This window comes from Halobacteriovorax vibrionivorans (assembly GCF_003346865.1).
Classification (GTDB): Bacteria; Bdellovibrionota; Bacteriovoracia; order Bacteriovoracales; family Bacteriovoracaceae; genus Halobacteriovorax_A; species Halobacteriovorax_A vibrionivorans.
This window is the reverse complement of the sequence record NZ_QDKL01000001.1, coordinates 928,371-948,368: the sequence shown is the minus strand read 5'-3', so window position 1 is coordinate 948,368 and position 19,998 is coordinate 928,371. Positions and strand designations below refer to the sequence as shown.

Sequence of the window (19,998 nt, the reverse complement as noted above, 5' to 3'; positions counted from 1 at the left end):
CGTTATCTCTTCCTTGCTACACGTCGTTCATAAACAGAGTTAAGTCGTTCTTGAATAACTTTATTATTTGGGTATTCACCTAAGATTGAATAGTAGAGATCGTATGCAGTTTTCAAACGCTCAATTGTTTCATAGCAATTTGCCATTAGAAATATTGCACGGACTTTTAAATCACGGCGGTCTTCACGTTTTATGTATTCACGAAAATATTGGATAGCGCGGTTCCATTCTTGCTTATCAAAATAGAGAACACCAGATTGATAAAAGCTATCCACAAAGTATTTATGGTTACCGTTATTATGCATCGTAACCAAATGCTTTGTGGCCATATCATATTTTTTTAATTTGATATAAGAAATTGCTAAGCGATATTCATAGAGATCATGATTAGAAAGCTTAGGTCTAAAGTCTGAAAGCTTACTGTAAACATCAGCGGCTTTCTCATAGTCATTGATATATAAAAAAGCAATCTCACCAATTCTTTCTTGTGTTTTTACAAGCCAAACTGGATCTGTTGTAAGCTTTGGAATTTTTTCGTAGAAAGCAATACCCTTATAGTATTGTCCTAGAGAAACAGAATAAAGTTCTGCTATTTGGTAATTAACTTTAATTTTAATTTCATCATTTGGCGCCATCTCAAGTATCTTATGATACTGCTTCACCGCCAGGGCATATTCTTGATTAGTAATATAATTTTGAGCAATTAAAATATCCTTGTGAATTCTTGGTGTGAAGTCACAAGCAGACATGAAAAGTCCTAAAACTAAAAAGGCCAGCACATGGCCGGCCCTTTTAAGTATGTGAAAATTATTCTTCAGTATTTTCATCAATTCCGTCGTTTTCTGGCTCAACAATCTTAGCGATTGAAACAACCTTCTCACCTTCTTTTGGCTTAATAAGACGTACACCTTGTGTTGCACGACCCATTAGAGAAATTCCAGAAACCTTAGTTCTAACAACCTGACCACGGTCTGTAATGATCATTAAATCATCAGATTCAATAACAGGCTTAATCTGAACAATCTCACCATTCTTATCAGTAAGTCTCATCGCTAGAATCCCTTTCCCACCACGAGTTTGCTTACGATATTGTGAAGATTCAGTACGTTTACCGTACCCATTTTCAGTTACCGATAGAATTTCCATATTATCATCAATTAATTCCATTCCGATAATACGCTCTTCTTCAGCATTGATATTAATCCCTTTTACACCTTGAGAAACACGTCCCATAGCGCGAGCATCTGAAGTGTCGAAACGGATAATTTTACCAGCTGATGAACAAAGAAGAATATCTTTTGAACCATCATTGATTCTAACATTTACAATATAATCACCATCTTGAAGCTTAATTGCAATTAGACCTGACTGCTTAACATTAGAGTATTCAGAAAGGGCCGTCTTCTTAACAAGACCTTTATTAGTTGCAAAAATTAAGTACTTCTCTTCCATATCCATATCGTGTGGAATTCTAATAATTTCTGTTACACGATCTCCACTTGGGATTTGGATTAGGTTAGCGATATTTCTACCTTTAGAAGTTCTAGTTCCTTCTGGCATCTCATAAACTTTCTTAGAGAAAACTTGTCCACGAGATGTGAAGAATAGAAGCTTATCATGTGTATTAGCTGTAAAAATATTTGTGAAGAAATCATCTTCATTAGCAGCACCCTTAACACCTTTTCCACCACGCTTTTGCGCTTTGTAAGTATCAAGTGGCATACGTTTTACGTATCCCTTATGAGTGATTGTTACAATCATCTCTTCTTTTGCAACTAAATCTTCAATTTGAATTTCGTCTGCTTTTGCAACGATTTCAGTTCTTCTTTCATCTCCATATTTTTCAATGATTTCAGTGAACTCTTCTTTGATGATATTTTTAATTTTTTCTTCAGAACCTAAGATACCTTCTAAACGTGCAATCTCTTTCATAATTGCTTCATAGTCTGCAATGATCTTATCTCTTTCAAGACCAGTTAGACGTTGAAGTCTCATATCAAGAATTGCTTGAGCTTGAATTTCACTTAATGAGAATGTTGACATTAATTTCTCACGAGCATCTGTTGGCCCGTCAGACTTTTTAATCATCTCAACAACTTCATCAATATTTTCAACAGCTACTTTTAAACCTTCTAAGATATGCGCTCTTTCACGTGCTTTCTTCAATTCATAAACTGTACGACGAATAATAATTTCACGTCTGTGATCAATGAAACACTCAAGTTGTTCTTTAATATTAAGAACTTTTGGAGAAGAGTTAACGATTGAAAGGAAGATAATACCAAAAGAAGACTGAAGAGCAGTCTGCTTATAAAGCTTATTCATGATTACTGTAGCAATCTCACCTTTTTTAAGATCAATTACAACACGAATACCTTCACGTGAAGATTCATCACGAAGATCAGAGATCCCAACAAGTGACTTAGAATTTACTAGGTCAGCAATCTTTTCAATTAGTTTTGCTTTATTAACTTGGTATGGAAGTTCAGTAATAACAATTCTTTCACGATCTTGTTTCTTACCATGTGTTTCCACATCCATTTTTGCACGCATTTGAACAACACCCTTACCTGTTTTATAGGCAGAGCGGATACCTTCAGTTCCATGGATCGTTCCTGCAGTTGGAAAGTCAGGACCTGGAATAACTTGCATGATTTCATCAATCGTCATATCGCGATTATCAACAAGTTGAGTAAGTGCTGTCATAACTTCTGTTAAGTTATGTGGTGGAATGTTTGTGGCCATACCTACGGCAATACCAGCAGATCCATTAACTAGAAGATTAGGAATCTTTGATGGAAGAACTGTTGGCTCTTTTAAAGAGTCATCGTAGTTAGGTTGCCAATCAACTGTTTCCTTATCTAAGTCTTTTAGCATCTCCTCAGAAAGCTTTTGCATTCTGATCTCTGTATACCTCATGGCTGCAGCGTTATCACCGTCAATTGAACCGAAGTTACCTTGACCTTGAACCATTGGATATCTCATTGAGAAATCTTGGGCCATACGAACGATTGTATTATAAACCGCAGAGTCACCGTGTGGGTGATACTTACCAATAACATCCCCGACAACACGGGCAGATTTTAGAAATGGTTTATTGTGATAGTTACCAAGTGAGTGCATCGCATACAGACAACGACGGTGAACTGGCTTCATCCCGTCACGTACGTCTGGAAGTGCACGCCCAACGATTACAGACATAGCGTAATCGAGGTAACAATTTTTCATTTCATCGCGAATACCGATTTGTTGAATATTTCCGTGATTGTGATTTCCACCGTCACCATTATCTACTGTATTTGTTTCATCAGTCATTTCTTAATCCTCGCAAAACGTTTAAACGTCTAGGTTCCTTACATTAAGTGCATTTTCTTCAACGAATTGTCTTCTTGGTTCTACCTGGTCACCCATTAGAACAGAGAATACAGAATCTGCTTCAATCGTATCTTCAATCTTAACCTGTAGAAGAGTACGATTTTCAGGATTCATTGTAGTTTCCCAAAGTTGCTCAGGGTTCATCTCACCAAGACCCTTATAACGTTGAATATATGCACCTTGTTTTGCATCATCGATAACAAAACTAGCAAATTCACGTAATGTTCCAAATTCTCTCGAGTTACCTTTTTCAGGTTGATATAAGAACTTCCCTACTTTGTACTTTTGAATTCCATCATAGAGATTAATTAAATCTGCATACTCTGAAGATTCAAGGAAGTAAGAAGAAAGCTTAAATTTCTTTGTACGAGCTGTCGTTTTAACAGTAATACGAAGTTGAAAACTCTCATGCTCTTTATCTTCTTCGATAGTAAAAGCATAATTTCTTAATGTTTCAGCTTCATTTGCTTTGAAGTGTGTATCTAAGTCAGTAACAATTTTTTCTAATTTTGCTTTATCTTTTAAGTCAGCAGCTCTAATTCCAATTTCTTCAATTAAATGTCTTAGAAGAAGAGTATCAAAGTGAATATCGTAAGACTTAAGTGTCTTATCGTATTGAGAAAACTTATTAACTAAGCCTTTGGCCGTGTCTTCTTCAATCATTTCACCATTGAAGTTAATTGCTGTTCCTTCAATTGCGTTTGCAACAAGGAAAGTCTCAAGAGCTTTTTCATCTTTAAGATAAATCTCTTTCTTACCTTTCTTGTATTTATATAATGGTGGTTGTGCAATATACACATAACCTTGCTCAATAAGTTCTGGGAACTGACGGTAAAGAAGAGTCAGAATTAGAGTTCTAATGTGAGACCCATCGACGTCGGCATCTGTCATAATAACAAGTTTATGGTAACGAAGTTTTGAGATATCAAAATTCCCTTTACCAATTCCTGTTCCCATTGCTTGAACAATCATTTTAATTTCGGCATTACCAAGCATTTTGTCATAACGTGCTTTTTCAACGTTTAGAATCTTCCCTTTTAGTGGAAGTACAGCTTGATACTTTCTATCACGTCCCTGCTTTGCAGAACCACCGGCAGAGTCACCCTCAACGATATAAATTTCAGAAAGTGCTGGATCTTTTTCCTGACAATCTGCCATCTTACCTGGAAGGCCACCCATATCAAGAACTGATTTTCTTCTCGTTAATTCACGAGCACGACGTGCAGCTTCTCTTGCAGCGGCTGCATCAACTGATTTTCTAATAATCGTTTTTGCGGTTGATGGATTCTCCTCTAAATAGCGCTTAAGAGCATCACCAACTAGAGAGTTAACAATCCCTTCGACTTCAGAGTTACCAAGTTTATCTTTTGTCTGACCTTCGAATTGAAGTTCAGGAAGCTTTACAGAGATAATGGCCGTAAGACCTTCTCTCATATCATCTCCAGTAAGATTTGCTTTAATTCCCTTTAAAAGATTATTTTCTTTAGCATATTGATTTACAACTCTTGTTAGTGCAGTTTTAAATCCAGAGATATGTGTTCCACCACCAGGAGTTGTAATTGCGTTTGCATAACCTGAAAGAACTTCTGAGTATGAATCCGTCCATTGCATTGCGATTTCAACTTCATAGTCTTCACGAGATTCAGATATATAAATCGGAGCCTTATGAACGACAGTCTTTGCTCTATTTAAGTACTGAACAAATTCAATTAAACCACCTTCATAATGAAATACTTCTTTTTTATCATTTCTCTCATCTTTAACAACAATCTTTAATCCTCTATTAAGAAAAGCCATCTCTCTAAAACGACTTGTTAAAGTATCGTAATTAAATTCATGTACTTCAAAAATTTCATTATCAGGCTTGAAAGTTACAGATGTCCCAGTTTGCTCTGGATCTTCTAATTCTCCAACTATGCTAAGAGGTGCTTTAGTAACGCCATGATTAAATTCTACCTGATGGATTTTTCCATGCTTTTTAATTTCAATCTTAACCCACTTGGAAAGCGCGTTTACAACAGATGCACCTACACCGTGTAGACCACCAGAAACTTTATAAGCTCCACCATCTTCATTAAATTTCCCACCTGCATGAAGTTTTGTGTAAACAAGTTCAGCGGCAGAAACACCTTCTTTTGGATGGATATCAACAGGTATTCCTCGGCCATCATCGATAACTGTTACAGAGTTATCAACGTGGATAATAACTTTAATTTCACTACAGTAGCCTGCCAGTGCTTCATCAACTGCATTATCAACAATTTCATATACACAGTGATGTAGTCCACGATTAGCAGTATCCCCAATATACATCCCCGGTCTTTTTCTAACGGCCTCAAGTCCTTCAAGAACACTAATTTGGCTCGCACCATATTCTTGTCCGACCTTACCAATACTTCCTGCTTGATTTTCTTGATTTTCCAAAAGGAACCTCTCTTCCAATTTCTTGTGTCAGTGTGTTGTTGTTTTAAAAATATATTTTTGGAAGATAGATTAGTGAATGGATCCATTAGAGATATAGATCTTATTTGCTCCATCAATTTTTTCTAATTCTTCCTTAAATTTTTCATTTGCCGTTGTAATTAATACTTGAAACTCTCGTTGTTCCAAAAAATTTACAAGCCTACCCCATCTCGCTTTGTCTAATTCCCCTGAGACATCGTCGATAAGTACAATTGGATAGGTGTATAAGTTATACCTAAATAGCTCTATATAGGCAAATATGAGGCTCAAATAAGACATTTTTTGTTGGCCTAGAGAGCAGAATTCATAGGCATTCATTCCATCAAAAAGAAGCACGTAGTCATCTTTATGGACTTGATACGTCGTATGCCCCACAACTAGGTCCTTTTCAAGTCTTTGTTGCATGTAATCAAAGATCATATCTGGTGAAAAGCCGTGAAAGCGTGAATCGACTTGGATATTAAGCTCATGTTCTTCTGAAAAAATGTCGCGATAAGTTTTTTCACAATATGGAATTAACTCGGCCACAAATTGATTTCTCATGGCCACTAGCTCGTAAGCGTAATCTGCCATTTGACGATCAATAACTTGTAGCTGCTCTCTAAATTGTGGCGGCTTTTTAGAAAGAAGTACGTTTCTAAATCTAAGAGAAGAATTGTACTGATTTAATACTTTCTTATAATCGCGACTAAGTAGTGATAAGTGATCATCAAACCACTTTCTTCTAAAGCTTGGAATATTAGAAAATGAATATGAATCAAATGGATTAATAAATACTAATTTTGCATCAAGCTTTTTCTTGGTGTTCTTTCCATTTAGAGTCCACGAAGAACCATTAGGATTCATCTTTCCAGTAAAAGTGATTTGGTCACCTTCATTTTCAAAAAGAGATGAAAATAATATTTCTGGGTTATCCCCATCAATACTTAATAACTGTGGAAAAGTTGTATTTTTACGAAAAGATTTTCGAGTTACTAACACATGAAGCGCTTCTAATATATTTGTCTTACCATTTCCATTCTCTCCCAAGATACAATTTATATTCTTATTGAAAGATATAATATCTGGCTGGAGGTTACGGAAGTTTGTAATCTGTAACTTAGATAGCTTCAAAATAATATAATCTCTTAGATTCTAAGTGGCATAATGATTCCAAGATAGTTTTGGATATCATTTGATCTTACAATCACAGCTGAGAATTCATTATTGAATTCAAAAGTAATATTTTCTGAATTTAAAATTGCAATTGAATCTAATAAGAATCGTGCATTAAATCCAATTTCAAGCTCCTTACCATTGTAATCAACAGCGATCGTCTCTTTCGCATCTCCAAGTGAAGGATGGTTAGCAGAGATTGTCATATGGTTTTCAGTAAGCTTGATCTTAACTGCATTTGATTTCTCATTAGACATAATTTTAATACGTCTAATAGCATGCTGAAGAGTTTCTTTATCAGCTGTTAGTGAATAAGTCGTCTTAGCTGGAATTACAGCTTGATACTTTGGATATTCTCTAGCAATTAAACGAATACCTAATTGGTATTGCTCATTAGCTGTTACATATAAATAAGAGTCATCAACAGAAATAAACAGATTAGCACCTGGATAAGTTTCTGCAACCTTTCTAAGTTCTGATACACCTTTCTTTGGAATGATAATTCCATTAATAAGTGCTTCATTATTTTGTTCTGCTATGTCGTGTTCAATTAGTGATAATCGATGACCGTCTGTTGAGACAGCTCTTAACTTCCCTTCTACTTCTTGAAAATATATTCCGTTAAAGTGAAGTCTCGTTTCATCATTTGAAATAGCATATGAAGTTTTTGTGATTAGATTTAATAGATCATCTGAATTTAGATTGAATGTATTTTCATTTCCAAAATGTAGGTTTGGAAATTCATCTGATTCATAAATTAAAAGTGAATAATGGATATCTTCACAATTTATTTTTAGAAGATTTTCACCTTCTTCCAACTCCATGTTGATATCTGTGTTAGGAAGTTCTTTTAATATATCAAATAGATTCTTAGCGTTTATACAAAATGAAGCTGAACCTTCAGTTGATGCATTTATTGAATACTTTGCTGATACTTCTAAATCTGTAGCTGATAAATATATTTTCTCATTGCTAACAGTTAGTAACGTATAAGTTAAGATTGGTCTTGAATTCTTCTTATCAATTACAGTTAAAATTTTATTTAGTGCATCTCTTAAGTTATCTGTATCTACCCTAAGCTTCATTTTTAATCCTATCAGAAATAATTGTGCTATTGTTGTATAATGGAAAACACCAGTTAGCAAGCTAGCATAGGCGTTTTAAGTGTTTCTCTTTTTATATATATTTATATTAATATAATATATAATCCTGTGGAAAAGTGTATAAGCTTCTACTTCCCTATTAGATCTTCATTCTCTCGATTTCCCATTTGTGAGCAATGGTTGATTAGTTTTTTTAACTCAATGCACACATTCGTATATTATCATTTCGGTAACAATATATTGACGTTATTAGATTTTTACTCACGGCCAAATGTTGATAATTTTAGGTCGAGTTAAATTGCTTAACTTTTTATTAATTTGGCCATTCATTTACTCACATTTTGCAAACATGTTGATAACTTTTTTATCCACGGCCTACGTTTTTGTCGATTATATTATTAACGGCCGTGAATAAATTCTAAAATATGTTCTAAGTTATTAATTTTAATACATTTATTAATCCACAATTAAGTTTGTTGGCCGTGAATTGGCCGCTAATGGCCGTGGATAACTGTGATCTCGTCGGACCAAAGTTGACTAGTCAAATACTACTGTGAATTTGTCGGCCATTTGACTAGTCATATAATCAACATTTCACAGATTTCATGTGGATTAAATTGTGTGTTTGTCAGTGTTGGCCAATCATTTACTCACGGCCGAGTAGTCATCAAGGTCGACTTCGGCTCCTGCCTCTCGTCGACATACCGTCCATCCTGGACATAAAAAAGACCACTCATTGAGTGGCCTATTTTTGGATAGTCATTTGACTAGTCAGAATTTAATTTGGATTTAGTAGTGATTAAAGTTGATTTTCAATCGTCATAATAGTCTTAGAAAGTAGGGGATCTTGTGATAGTCTTTCTGAAATCTTCTGTTCTGCGTGTACAACAGAGCTGTGATCTCGACCACCAAAGAAGCGACCAATTTCCTCATGAGTTGCATTTGCAAGCTTACGACATAAGTACATGGCCACAAAACGAGCGTTAGCAATATCTTTCGTACGTGATTTTGACTTTAAATCAGCAACAGGTATTTTAAAATATTGAGATGTTTGCTTAGCAATACCTTCGATTGTAATTTTCTTCTCATCTTCAAAATCTCGAAGAGCAAGAACCTCTTTAACCATCTCTAATTCAATATCAACCTTCATGATATCAGAGTAGGCTGAAAGCTTAATTAGAGCACCTTCAAGCTCTCTGATTGAGTTTTTAACATTACATGCAATTAGATTAACAATATCTTCAGAAAGGAATAGGTCGAGATCATCTGCCTTAGCATTAATGATAGCAACTCTTGTTTCAATATCTGGCTTTTGAATATCAACAACTAGACCCCATTGTAGGCGAGTCTTGATTCTCTCTTCTAGACCATTAATCTCTTGAGGTGTCTTATCAGAAGTGAAGATTAACTGTTTTCCTTTTTGATAAAGCTCATTAAAGATATGGAAGAATTCGCGTTGAGTTCCTTCTTTGCCTTTAAGTTCATGAACATCATCAATCATAAGAACATCAACTTTCTCTGAATACTTTTGACGAAATTCTGGAAGTTGTTTGTTGCGAATCGATTCAATCATTTCCTTCATAAAGTCACGTGCTGTAATTAAGCAGATAACAAAGTGAGGGTATTGATTTTGAATTCCGTTGGCCATGGCATGTAAGAGGTGAGTCTTACCAAGTCCAGAATTCGAATGAATATAAAGTGAAGGGTATTTACCTGCTTTACCAGGGCTTTTAGCAATTGCTAGTGAAGCAGCGTAGGCCATATTATTAGATGGTCCGATTACGAAGTTCTTAAACGTCTTACTCTTATCGATTACAATATTATTATAATCATCACTTACGTGATCGATATATTTTGATTCTACCTTTGATAGAAGATCTTCCTGTACAGGCTCTAGATCAAGCGAAAATGAAATTTCATTTGCTGATTTAGGTCGATTCTGAGCTGGTTCTATAGGACCAGATGAATTTAAGCTCTGAGATAGTGAAGTTTGGCTACTATTAGCTAAGTTGTTGTTATTATTAGTAATAATAACGATTTGGTATGATTTACCTAACGTATTTACAATACTTTGGCTAATTTGCTCTAAATTCTTCTCAATGAATGACTTAATGAAATTTGTTGTTGTTGAGAATGTAGCTCTCTCACCATCAATATTAACAAGGCGAAAGAATTCACCTTGAAAAAACGATGCATACTTTTGTGGATTTATGAGTGATTTCAGTGAGTTATGTATTTCACAATTCATCATCTCTAACTCTTCGGCACTAAAGAAGTCATCTGATAGGCTAGAGTAGTCTTGAGAAGGATTACTATTTAAGCTTTGCTTGATATTGAAGGGATCTTCAATGATGTTCTTATTTGCTAAGTCTTCAATATTATTAACTTTACTGTGTCCTAATTCATTGTGTGTGTTCGTGTTTGAGTTTGAATTTTTTAAAAATTCATTAAAAGGAAAGTTTCCCTGCATGATCTATTCCCTTGAGCTGCACTCGTCAATTTTTCTTTAATTCTGTGTTGTGGGGCAAATTTGTATCATGGCCCAAAATCCTAGGCCAATAAAAAAATAAGTTTTTTACGCATGGCCAAATAAATCAAATATTTTGGCCTGCACTATCTACAGGGCCATTGACCGGTGATGCGAAATGGTATAATACTAGCCCTTACAATATTAATTTTAAGTTTAACAGTTATAGTTAGGTAGGTTGAAGATGTCTAAAAGAACTTGGCAGCCAAAAAGAAAGAAAAGAATGAGAGTACACGGTTTCCTTAAAAGAATGGAAACAGCTGGTGGTCGCAACGTTATCAAGGCTCGTAGAGCTAAGGGACGTAAGCAACTTACAGTTTCTCACGGTAAGAAATAATGGAATCAGTTGATAGCACTTTTGATAAAAGTTCAAGATTGCTATCAACTGAAGATTTCTCTTATCTTCGAAAGAATTCAAAAATTATCACTGATCGCTGGCTAAGAGTTTATTATAAGCCATCGCGAATTAATTCTGAAACTTCTAGAATCGGATTTTCTGTTACCAAAAAAGTAGGTAAGGCAAATAAGCGCAATCTTTGTAAGCGTTTAATTCGCGAATTTTTTCGTATGAGTCCTTATCGTAATGATGGGAAAGATATCATGGTAGTTGTTTCTAATCGTCTTTTTAAACAATCCGAAGATCCCAAAAAAGACCTCAAAATCTCTTTAGAAAGAGCATTCGCAAAACTGCAATAAAAAGTTAACAAGTGCCGTAGGGCATGTTAAAAATCCTGTACTTATAATTACCAGTTTAGGAGTTATCTCGCATGAATAATGATCAAAAACGCACCGTTTTAGCGTTTGTATTAGCAGGTGTTATTGTCTTCACATGGCAAGCGCTTTTTAGTCCAACTCAAAACACTCAAACACAAGTTAAGCAAGAGCAGTCAACAGCTCAAACTCAAACAAAGTCAGAAACGACTTCGCAAGAGTCTACAACTCCTAAGGCAATTGCTACGAGTTCAGCAAAAGCAACAAATCTTAAAAGTGTCACTTTAGAGAATGGACCTTATAGTTATACTGTAAATAGCGATCTTTCTTTTAAAGCAGCTACTGGAAATAAAACGGCCATGAGTTTAAAGGAATTATCTGATAAAGATAACTTCTTTGCTTTTAAAGTAATTGATATCAACAATAACCTTCAAAACTTTAATTTTGTTTTTGATGAGAAAACATCACCAAATGAAGTTGTTGCAAATGATTTAGAAAAAAATATTTCTATTCGTTTAAGTCTTCTGGATGATGGGCGTTTAAGTTATGAAATCGAAGGTACACAAGACTTTAGACTTTCATACAATATGTCTTCATCAGAAAAACAATCTGATAACAGAACTTACCGTCAATATATTCTTCAAACAGTTGATACTGAACGTCTAAACTTAGAATCAGATGAGAATGGGGAAGGCAAGTTAAAGTGGTTAGGATTAGATTTTAATCACCATGTATTCTTAAATGTATTTAATGAAAAACAAACAATTAATTATCTGACGACTGAAAGTGGAGATGCTTTCTTTCAAACAGTTCGTGGTAAAAAAACTTATAACGGTTATATGTTATATGCTCTTAAAAATTATGATTACCTTCTAGCTTTTGACGATCAACTCGATCTTTCAATTGATTTTGGTATCTTTGGAATTTTTGCTGTTCCAATTCTTAAGGCAATGCAATTCGTATATAAGTATGTAGGTAACTACGGTATTGCTATTATTCTTTTAACACTTGTTATTCGTATCGCAACATACCCGCTGCAAGCTAAGTCTTTCCGTTCAATGAAGAAGATGCAAAAACTTCAACCTGAAATTGCTAAGCTTAAAGAAAAGTATGCTGATGATCCAATGAAGCAACAGAAAGCAACAATGGAATTATTTAAAAGATCTGGAGCTTCACCATTAGGTGGATGTTTACCAATGGTTCTTCAAATTCCTATTTTCATCGCTTTCTATCAAGCAATTTCAAATTCAGTTGAACTAGTTGGTTCTCCATTTTACTTTTGGTTAACTGATCTTAGTGCAAAGGATCCATATTACATTCTGCCTGCGATTATGGGTATTACAATGCTAGCTCAAACTAGACTTAACCCTTCAACATCAGCAGATCCTAATCAACAAAAGATTATGTATATCATGCCAATTGTTTTCATTTTTATTATGAAAGATCTACCGGCAGGATTAAATCTTTACTTTGCAGTTTCAAATATTTTAGGGATTGCACAGCAGTTATACGTTTATAAAACAGCAGACGCATAGAAAATGATATACCAAACGGATGACCAACCTATTGTCGCATGCTCTACCGGCTTAAGTGAGAATACGGCCATAGGGGTTATCCGTTTATCTGGTTTTACCGATCTCGTTGGTTCTATAGGACCATTTTTCAAAAAAGACCTTTCAAAACTTGAAATAAGAAAAGCGACATTTGTTAATCTCTATGACATTGATGGAAACTTCCTGGATGAAGTAGTTATCACTTATTTTAAGGGACCTAATAGTTACAATGGTGAAAATATATTAGAGATTGCAGCTCATGGAAATACACTTAATTTAAAGCGTATTATGAATGCATTCATTAACTCTGGTAATTTTCGTCTCGCAAAAAATGGTGAATTCACTTATCGAGCACTAAAGAATAAGAAGCTCTCCCTTGCACAAGTTGAAGGACTTGATGCTCTCCTAAATGCTTCTTCTTCTCTAATGCTTGATGAAGGACTTAAACTTTTAAATGGAAGCCTTTATCAAAAATACACTGATCTCTACGATAAGTTTTTAAAACTGAAAGCTGCAGTTGAAATTAATATCGATTTTGCTGAAGACGTAGGGGAGGAACAGTCGCAGAAACTTTTAGATGAGGCCGTTTCTGATATTAGTACGCATATTAGCTCACTTCACAGAAGTGCAAGTGTGAACGCTAAAAGCTTAATGTCGCCAGATATAGTTCTATGTGGTGAACCGAACGCTGGAAAGAGTTCTCTCTTTAATTTATTTCTCGATGAATCCCGCTCAATTGTTTCAGATATTGCAGGAACCACTCGTGATTATATTTCTGAATATATCAGCCTTGGAAATGAAACATTTAAATTAGTGGATACGGCCGGTCTACGCAATACAACTGATGTTATTGAAGAAGAAGGAATAAAGAGAAGTCGTAATCTTATCGACAATGCATTTTATAAAATTCTTCTAGTTAATATAAATGAAGTAGAAAAATACCAATATCACGATATCAATGAGACACTTTTTGATGCTCTTATCTTTACACATTTTGATGAGTTTGAGGGTGATTTAAATTTAGATACTTTAAAATCAAATCTTCCAAAGGCTATTAAATACTATAGTGCCGACACTTCAAAAGGCGAGGGGAGACTTGTTGAAATAAGTGGTCCTATCGGACCAAAAACAACAAGTGGTTCTATAGAACCAAAAGAATTAGAAGAATTTAATCTCGGTCCTATGGGGGCAAATCAAAAAAATGGTCCTATAGAACCACAGGACAATACTGGTCCTACAGGGGCAAAAGTAGGAAAAAATCAAAAGACTGGTCCTATAGAACCACCTCATATAACTGACTTAATTACTCAAGATATACTATCTAAGTATACGAAATTACGTAATAGTGACCCGATATCAATCGAAAGACACCGTATTGTCATCAATGATATTTATAGTAAATTTAGTGAATTCTCTAGTAATATCAAATACTTAGATGATATCGCTATCATATCCTCTGAAGTTTCAATACTTGAAAAGAAAACCGCAGAACTTATTGGAATTATCAGTCCAGATGATACCCTGACACATATATTTACTAACTTCTGTATCGGTAAATAATATATAAACCATTGATTTTTCTTAAAATATAGCTTAAATGTTCCACGTAGAACTTTATTATTAGAACTGCGCCCATTTGTTCCACGTAGAACAAGCCAGGGTAATAGTTCCACGTGGAACACGTGTGAAATTGGAAAAACTATGTTTGATGTAGCAATTATAGGTGGGGGACATGCTGGGCTTGAAGCTGCTTGGGCCGCTGCTCAATTCGATTTAAAGGTTGCGATCGTAACGATGCCAGGGGTAAGTATTGCTTCAGCTCCCTGTAACCCAGCAGTTGGTGGTGTTGGTAAAGGTCAGGTAGTTCGTGAGATTGATGCCCTTGGCGGCATTATGGGAAAGCTTGCAGATCGCAGCGCTATTCAATACCGTACATTAAATGAATCAAAGGGTTACGCTGTCCAGTCGACACGTGTCCAAATCGATAAAGAGGTCTATGCAAGAAACGCAGAAGCTGAGGTTGCTGCCAATGAGAATATCACCGTTATTCGTGAAATGGTGGAAAGGGTTAGTAAAGATCAAGAGCAGTTTCTCATTAAGACAACAGAAGGTGAGTATCTCTCTAAGAAGATTGTTGTAACAACAGGAACTTTCCTTGCTGGAAAAATGCATACAGGTGAGGAGCAGTCTGATGGTGGACGTGTTGATTGTCTAAAGGCCGATTCTCTAGAGAATATCTTTGTGGGTGTTACTGCACTTAAAACAAGGTTTAAAACAGGAACTCCTGCTAGGTTGAAACGTGATTCTATTGATTTTTCAAAGATGGTAGAGCAGGAAAGCGATATTAATGCTGTTAACTTCCACTATGGACATGAACTTAATGAGAGGTTTATTGATCAAGTTTCATGTCATTTAACAAAGACTAATGAAAAGACCCTTGGGATTATACGTGAGAATAAAGAGAGAAGTCCTATTTTTAATGGTCAAATTAAAGGCGTTGGTCCTAGGTACTGTCCTTCTATTGAAGATAAGGCCTATCGTTATGAAGAAAAAGATATTCACCATGTTTTTGTTGAACCTGAATCACATGAATTAGATACCTTTTATCCAAATGGCATCTCAACATCTCTTCCACGTGAAATTCAGTTGGATTTCATTAGAACAATAGAAGGCCTAGAGAATGCAGAGATTGCTGTCTATGGCTATGCTGTGGAATATGATGTTGTTGATACAACATGCTTAGATCGAACTCTTCAGTCCAAGGAAATGCCAGGATTGTACTTTGCAGGACAGGTAAATGGAACTTCTGGTTATGAAGAAGCTGCAGGACAAGGTTTAATTGCAGGGATAAATGCAGCGAGGTCTATAATAGGTGCAGACAAATTCATTCTTGATCGTGAAGATTCATATATTGGTGTTATGGTAGAGGATTTAGTTTCTAATAAGAGAGATGAGCCTTATCGTTTATTTACTGCTAGAAATGAGAACCGTCTTTACGTACGTGAGGATAATACAATTCTACGTATGAAAAAATATCGTCAGGAACTGGGTCTCTTCGCAGAAGTTGATCGCTACCAGGATAAGTTTGAAAGAAGCTTTAATATTATATGGAGTGTAGCGAAGAACTATACGTATAAAGCTAACCCAAAGAATAAAGAATATTTCAAAGACAAGGGTTATGGGCCGCTTAATTCAAATATAACTCTTGCTGAACTTTCAAAGAGAGCACAACTTAATCCAGTAGATGTTCTCACTAGAGAATTGAGTGAGAATAATATGGCCTTCGATCCAAATGTGATTCGCACAGTAGCTATCTCTCTCAAATATGAAGGATATATTGATCGAGCATTAGTGGAGAATGCTAAGATTAATCGCTTAAGTAAAAAACCTATTAATTGGGAGCAATTAGTTGCAAGTGAGAATATCTCCTTCGAATGCCGCCAACGTATAACAGAAATTAAACCAGAAAGCTTTGGGCAACTCCAGAGAATAGTAGGTATTAGACCTGCGACCTTGGCCTTTGTGGCAGGAAATATTTTATGATGAAAGATACTGAGTTTTGCCAAAAGTATTTAGAACAAATTAATGGTCCATTTGCTGGTATTAACCTTACAAGAATTAATACACCAGAAGAGTTCCACGTGAAACAATATGTTGATAGTGTTAAGCCAATCGAAGAAGTGGAGTCACTAAAGAAGATCTATGACAAGACTGAGATTCATGTGGATATTGGTTTCGGTGGAGGTTTTCCATTACTGCCTTTAGCAAGTCTTAATCCTGACAAAAAGTATATTGGATTTGAAGCTAGAGGGAAAAAATCCAAAGTCGTTAATCAAATTGCTGAGGCCATCGGTTTAGATAATGTTAAGACATATCATCAGAGATTCGAGCACGTATACTTTGACCGTGATTGCACAATTACATTCAAAGCTGTTTCGACTATTGAAAATCTGCTTCCTAAAATTATCACGGATAAGAAAGTAAACGTGATCTTTTACAAGGGACCAAATTTCTACGAGCTTGAAGATCTTGATTGGCTTGGTGGTAAGTGGGACATTATAGAGGAAACATTGGTTGATATTCCTGGTACTGAGGGGCGTATGATGATTGCTCTTAGGAACAAGAATGTTCTACGTGGAACAGAAATTAACAATTTTCGAAAAAATAAAAATAAAAATCTTGTCACTTTGTCCTCATTTCTTTAAAAATATAGTAACAACTATATATATGGGGAGACATAAATGGCTAAAATTATTGCACTCATGAATCAGAAGGGTGGTGTTGGTAAGACAACAACCACAATTAATCTAGCAGCCTGCCTAGCAGTAGCCGAGAAAAAGACTCTGGTAATTGATCTAGACCCGCAGGGTAATGGTAGTGTTAGTTTAGGACTTGATTCATCGCAGCATACAAATAGTAATGTATATCATGCAATGATTGGAAGAACTGATATTCGTGAAGCAATTTATGAAACAGAACTTCCTAACTTACATATTTGTCCTTCTGACAATAATCTATCTGGTGCCGAGATTGAATTAGTATCTGAGTTTGCACGTGAGTCTAAGTTAAAGACAGCTTTCATGCCTATTATGGACTCATATGACTACATTCTAATCGATTGTCCACCATCATTAGGTCTTCTAACTGTAAACGCTCTAAACGCAGCTGATAGCTTTATCGTGCCAATGCAAACAGAGTATTTAGCGATGGAAGGTCTTGCTCAATTAATTAATACAGTAAAACTAATAAAAGCGAATTTAAATCCAGCATTAGAAATGGACGGAATCGTCCTTACTATGTTTGATGGAAGAGCTTCTCTTCATAAACAAGTTTCTGAAGAGATTAGAAGGCACTTCGGCGATAAAGTGTTTCAAGCGGTAATACCTAGAAACGTAAAACTTGCCGAGTGCCCATCTTTTGGGAAACCAATCATTCTTTACGATATTGAATCAAAAGGTTCTGAAGCTTACCTTGCTCTAGCAAAAGAACTTATTATTAAAGATCGTGCTCAATCAGTAGAAACTCAAAATGGACTACCAGAGGTGCCTTCAGTTGATAATGTCGACAATACACTTCAAGGTAATATTCAATAGGTAAGGGGAAGAGAAAATGGCAAAGAAAGTAGCTCTAGGTAAAGGTATGGGTTCTCTTTTAGGTGGAACAAGTGGTTCTTCTAAAGCATCGAAAGCGCAAGCTGCATTTTCAGATCTCCAAAAGGTAGCGGCAGAAAATCAACCTGAAAAACCGGTACAAAGAGAAGCAGCAGTACAAGTTGAAACGAATCCATCAATGTTGGATATTACATCAATTCATGCAAACCCAAATCAACCACGTAAAATATTTAAAGAAGAAGAACTTCATGAGCTATCTAACTCAATTAAGGAAAATGGTGTTATCCAGCCTTTAATTGTTGTTAAAGCGGATGAAGGATATGAACTTGTAGCTGGTGAAAGAAGATTAAGAGCTTCAAAACTTGCTGGCCTTACTCAGGTTCCTGTTGTCATTAAAAGAGCAACTGATCGTGAAAAAATGGTTATGTCGATCATTGAAAACGTTCAACGTTCAGATCTAAATTGTGTAGAAGAAGCGCTAGCTTACTTTGGATTAATGGAAGACTACAACCTGACACAAGAAGAAGTTGCAAAGAAAGTAGGAAAGGAAAGATCAACAATTGCTAACTTCCTACGTATCCTTAAACTACCTCGTGATGTTGTCGATTTAATTCAAAAGGATCAGCTATCTTTTGGTCATGCTAAAATTTTAGCAGGTGTTAAAGAAAGAGAAGATTGTATTCGCATTGCAAATAAAGCAGCTGTAGATAATTTATCAGTTAGAGAAACTGAAAAACTAATTAAAGCTTCTAAACGTGCACCAAAAGACAAGAAAGAAGAGGAAGAAAACTTTGACTTCTTCAATGGCAAAATGTCTCAATATAGAGAGAAGCTTGAGCAGCGTACTGGGTACCACTTTGGTATTAAGACAAATAAGAGTGGCGGTGGTGAAGTCGTTCTTAAATTTGCTAATGAAGCTGAATTTAATGATATCTTTGAATATCTTTTAACTAATAGATAAAAATCGGTCCTATGGGACCAGTTGGATATAGTCTTAACTGGTCCTATAGAACCAAATAATGAAATAATTAAATTGGTCCTATAGAACCACCATGGAAAAAAGGTAAAGAGTATATGACACAAGGAACAATGGCAGCAATTATTGAAGATGGTTGTAAGCTTGAAGGCAATATTACACTTAATGGTGTTGGACGCATTGCAGGAATTGTGAACGGAACAATTTATTCTAATGATACGGTAATTATTTCAGAGGCCGCTGTTATAAATGCAGATATTATTGCTGATGTAATTATGATTAGTGGTATCGTAAAAGGTGATATTAAAGCGACTTCTCGCGTTGAAATTATCAAGCCAGCTCGCTTCGAGGGGACTATCACAACTCCTTCGCTGATTGTTGAAGATGGTGTTATCTTCCATGGAACAACGAAGATGCATGATGACAAATAATTAAATAAATTTGATTATTTACACCTTAATTAAAAATTAACAAACATTCAGAAATAACCGGTTTATCTTGACGATAGGCCATATAAAGTTTAATTATTAGTGAACTTTTAACCAATCATCTAGATGTAATTTGGAGTAGTCACTAATGGATACTATTCTTACAGTATTAAAATCACTACAAATCGATTCAACTTTATTCATTCAATTAGCTATTGTTACTGTTTTGTACTTTGTAACAAGAAACTTAATTTGGTCTAAGCTTCAAGATATTCTTGAAAATCGTGAAGCAAAAACGACTAAAATGGAGTCAGGAGCAGAGGAGAAAACTCGTCTAGCAACTGAGCTTGAAAAAGAATATAAAGTGAAAATTGAAAGTGCTCAATCAGAAGCTTTTTCTATCATTCAAGCAAAGAAAGAAGAAGTAACAAAGCGTGAAGCTGCAAAGGTTAAAGAACTAGCAGATAAACTTGAGTCTCAACTAAATGCTGAGAAGAATGAGTACGCAAAAGAATTAGAAGAAAAGAAAGTTGCCGTTATGAAAGATGCGGAAGAACTATCGTCACTTCTTGTAAACAAAATCGTTCAGTAAATTA

At 35.3% G+C, this 19,998-nt stretch carries 16 protein-coding genes; 10 read left to right on the top strand and 6 right to left on the bottom strand.

Features of this window, described 5'->3' with window-relative positions; translation table 11 throughout:
* Positions 1-2 precede the first annotated feature (2 nt).
* The 6 genes from DAY19_RS04630 to dnaA all read right to left on the bottom strand — a co-directional run bounded on the left by DAY19_RS04630 (position 3) and on the right by dnaA (position 10,566).
* Positions 3-827 (bottom strand): tetratricopeptide repeat protein, encoded by an 825-nt coding sequence (locus tag DAY19_RS04630; RefSeq protein ID WP_114706002.1) that lies wholly within the window; start codon positions 825-827, stop codon positions 3-5.
* Positions 808-3,315: a DNA gyrase subunit A gene (gene gyrA / locus DAY19_RS04625; RefSeq protein ID WP_114706001.1), complete on the bottom strand. Its 2,508-nt coding sequence runs from the start codon at positions 3,313-3,315 to the stop codon at positions 808-810. Before gyrA ends, DAY19_RS04630 begins: the two co-directional genes overlap by 20 nt.
* 21 nt (positions 3,316-3,336) lie before the next feature.
* Positions 3,337-5,799 (bottom strand): DNA topoisomerase (ATP-hydrolyzing) subunit B, encoded by a 2,463-nt coding sequence (gene gyrB / locus DAY19_RS04620; protein WP_114706000.1) that lies wholly within the window; start codon positions 5,797-5,799, stop codon positions 3,337-3,339.
* A 69-nt stretch (positions 5,800-5,868) separates the two neighbouring features.
* The gene (gene recF / locus DAY19_RS04615; protein WP_158536785.1) at positions 5,869-6,951 is read right to left on the bottom strand and encodes a DNA replication/repair protein RecF; all 1,083 of its coding nucleotides are present in this window, start codon (positions 6,949-6,951) and stop codon (positions 5,869-5,871) included.
* 14 nt (positions 6,952-6,965) lie between these two features.
* Positions 6,966-8,078, bottom strand: coding sequence for a DNA polymerase III subunit beta (gene dnaN, locus DAY19_RS04610; RefSeq protein ID WP_114705998.1), 1,113 nt, complete (start codon positions 8,076-8,078; stop codon positions 6,966-6,968).
* A gap of 817 nt (positions 8,079-8,895) precedes the next feature.
* Complete coding sequence (dnaA, locus tag DAY19_RS04605; protein WP_114705997.1) at positions 8,896-10,566, bottom strand: chromosomal replication initiator protein DnaA; 1,671 nt, start codon at positions 10,564-10,566, stop codon at positions 8,896-8,898.
* 241 nt (positions 10,567-10,807) lie between these two features.
* On the opposite strand from dnaA, the gene rpmH reads away from it, so the two are divergent.
* The 10 genes from rpmH to DAY19_RS04555 all read left to right on the top strand — a co-directional run bounded on the left by rpmH (position 10,808) and on the right by DAY19_RS04555 (position 19,994).
* Positions 10,808-10,960 carry a 50S ribosomal protein L34 gene (rpmH, locus tag DAY19_RS04600; RefSeq protein ID WP_103218603.1) on the top strand — a complete coding sequence of 51 codons (153 nt, stop codon included), beginning with the start codon at positions 10,808-10,810 and terminating at the stop codon, positions 10,958-10,960.
* Positions 10,960-11,319, top strand: coding sequence for a ribonuclease P protein component (rnpA, locus tag DAY19_RS04595; protein ID WP_114705996.1), 360 nt, complete (start codon positions 10,960-10,962; stop codon positions 11,317-11,319). The genes rpmH and rnpA overlap by 1 nt, the downstream gene beginning before the upstream one ends.
* Before the next feature lie 71 nt (positions 11,320-11,390).
* Positions 11,391-12,869 (top strand): membrane protein insertase YidC, encoded by a 1,479-nt coding sequence (gene yidC / locus DAY19_RS04590; RefSeq protein ID WP_114705995.1) that lies wholly within the window; start codon positions 11,391-11,393, stop codon positions 12,867-12,869.
* Between the two features lie 3 nt (positions 12,870-12,872).
* Positions 12,873-14,447 carry a tRNA modification GTPase gene (locus DAY19_RS04585; protein WP_114705994.1) on the top strand — a complete coding sequence of 525 codons (1,575 nt, stop codon included), beginning with the start codon at positions 12,873-12,875 and terminating at the stop codon, positions 14,445-14,447.
* Positions 14,448-14,588: 141 nt separating this feature from the next.
* On the top strand, positions 14,589-16,430 hold the full coding sequence (gene mnmG / locus DAY19_RS04580; RefSeq protein ID WP_114705993.1) for a tRNA uridine-5-carboxymethylaminomethyl(34) synthesis enzyme MnmG: 1,842 nt from the start codon (positions 14,589-14,591) through the stop codon (positions 16,428-16,430).
* Entirely contained in the window at positions 16,427-17,092 is a 666-nt protein-coding gene (locus DAY19_RS04575; protein WP_114705992.1) for a 16S rRNA (guanine(527)-N(7))-methyltransferase RsmG, read from the top strand. The genes mnmG and DAY19_RS04575 overlap by 4 nt, the downstream gene beginning before the upstream one ends.
* 36 nt (positions 17,093-17,128) lie before the next feature.
* A complete protein-coding gene (locus DAY19_RS04570) occupies positions 17,129-17,980 on the top strand; it encodes a ParA family protein (RefSeq protein WP_114705991.1) in 852 nt (283 codons plus the stop codon).
* Positions 17,981-17,996: 16 nt separating this feature from the next.
* On the top strand, positions 17,997-18,959 hold the full coding sequence (locus tag DAY19_RS04565) for a ParB/RepB/Spo0J family partition protein (RefSeq protein WP_114705990.1): 963 nt from the start codon (positions 17,997-17,999) through the stop codon (positions 18,957-18,959).
* A 113-nt stretch (positions 18,960-19,072) separates the two neighbouring features.
* Positions 19,073-19,405 carry a bactofilin family protein gene (locus DAY19_RS04560; protein ID WP_114705989.1) on the top strand — a complete coding sequence of 111 codons (333 nt, stop codon included), beginning with the start codon at positions 19,073-19,075 and terminating at the stop codon, positions 19,403-19,405.
* Positions 19,406-19,550: 145 nt separating this feature from the next.
* A complete protein-coding gene (locus tag DAY19_RS04555) occupies positions 19,551-19,994 on the top strand; it encodes a F0F1 ATP synthase subunit B family protein (protein ID WP_114705988.1) in 444 nt (147 codons plus the stop codon).
* The last annotated feature ends 4 nt before the right edge of the window (positions 19,995-19,998 follow it).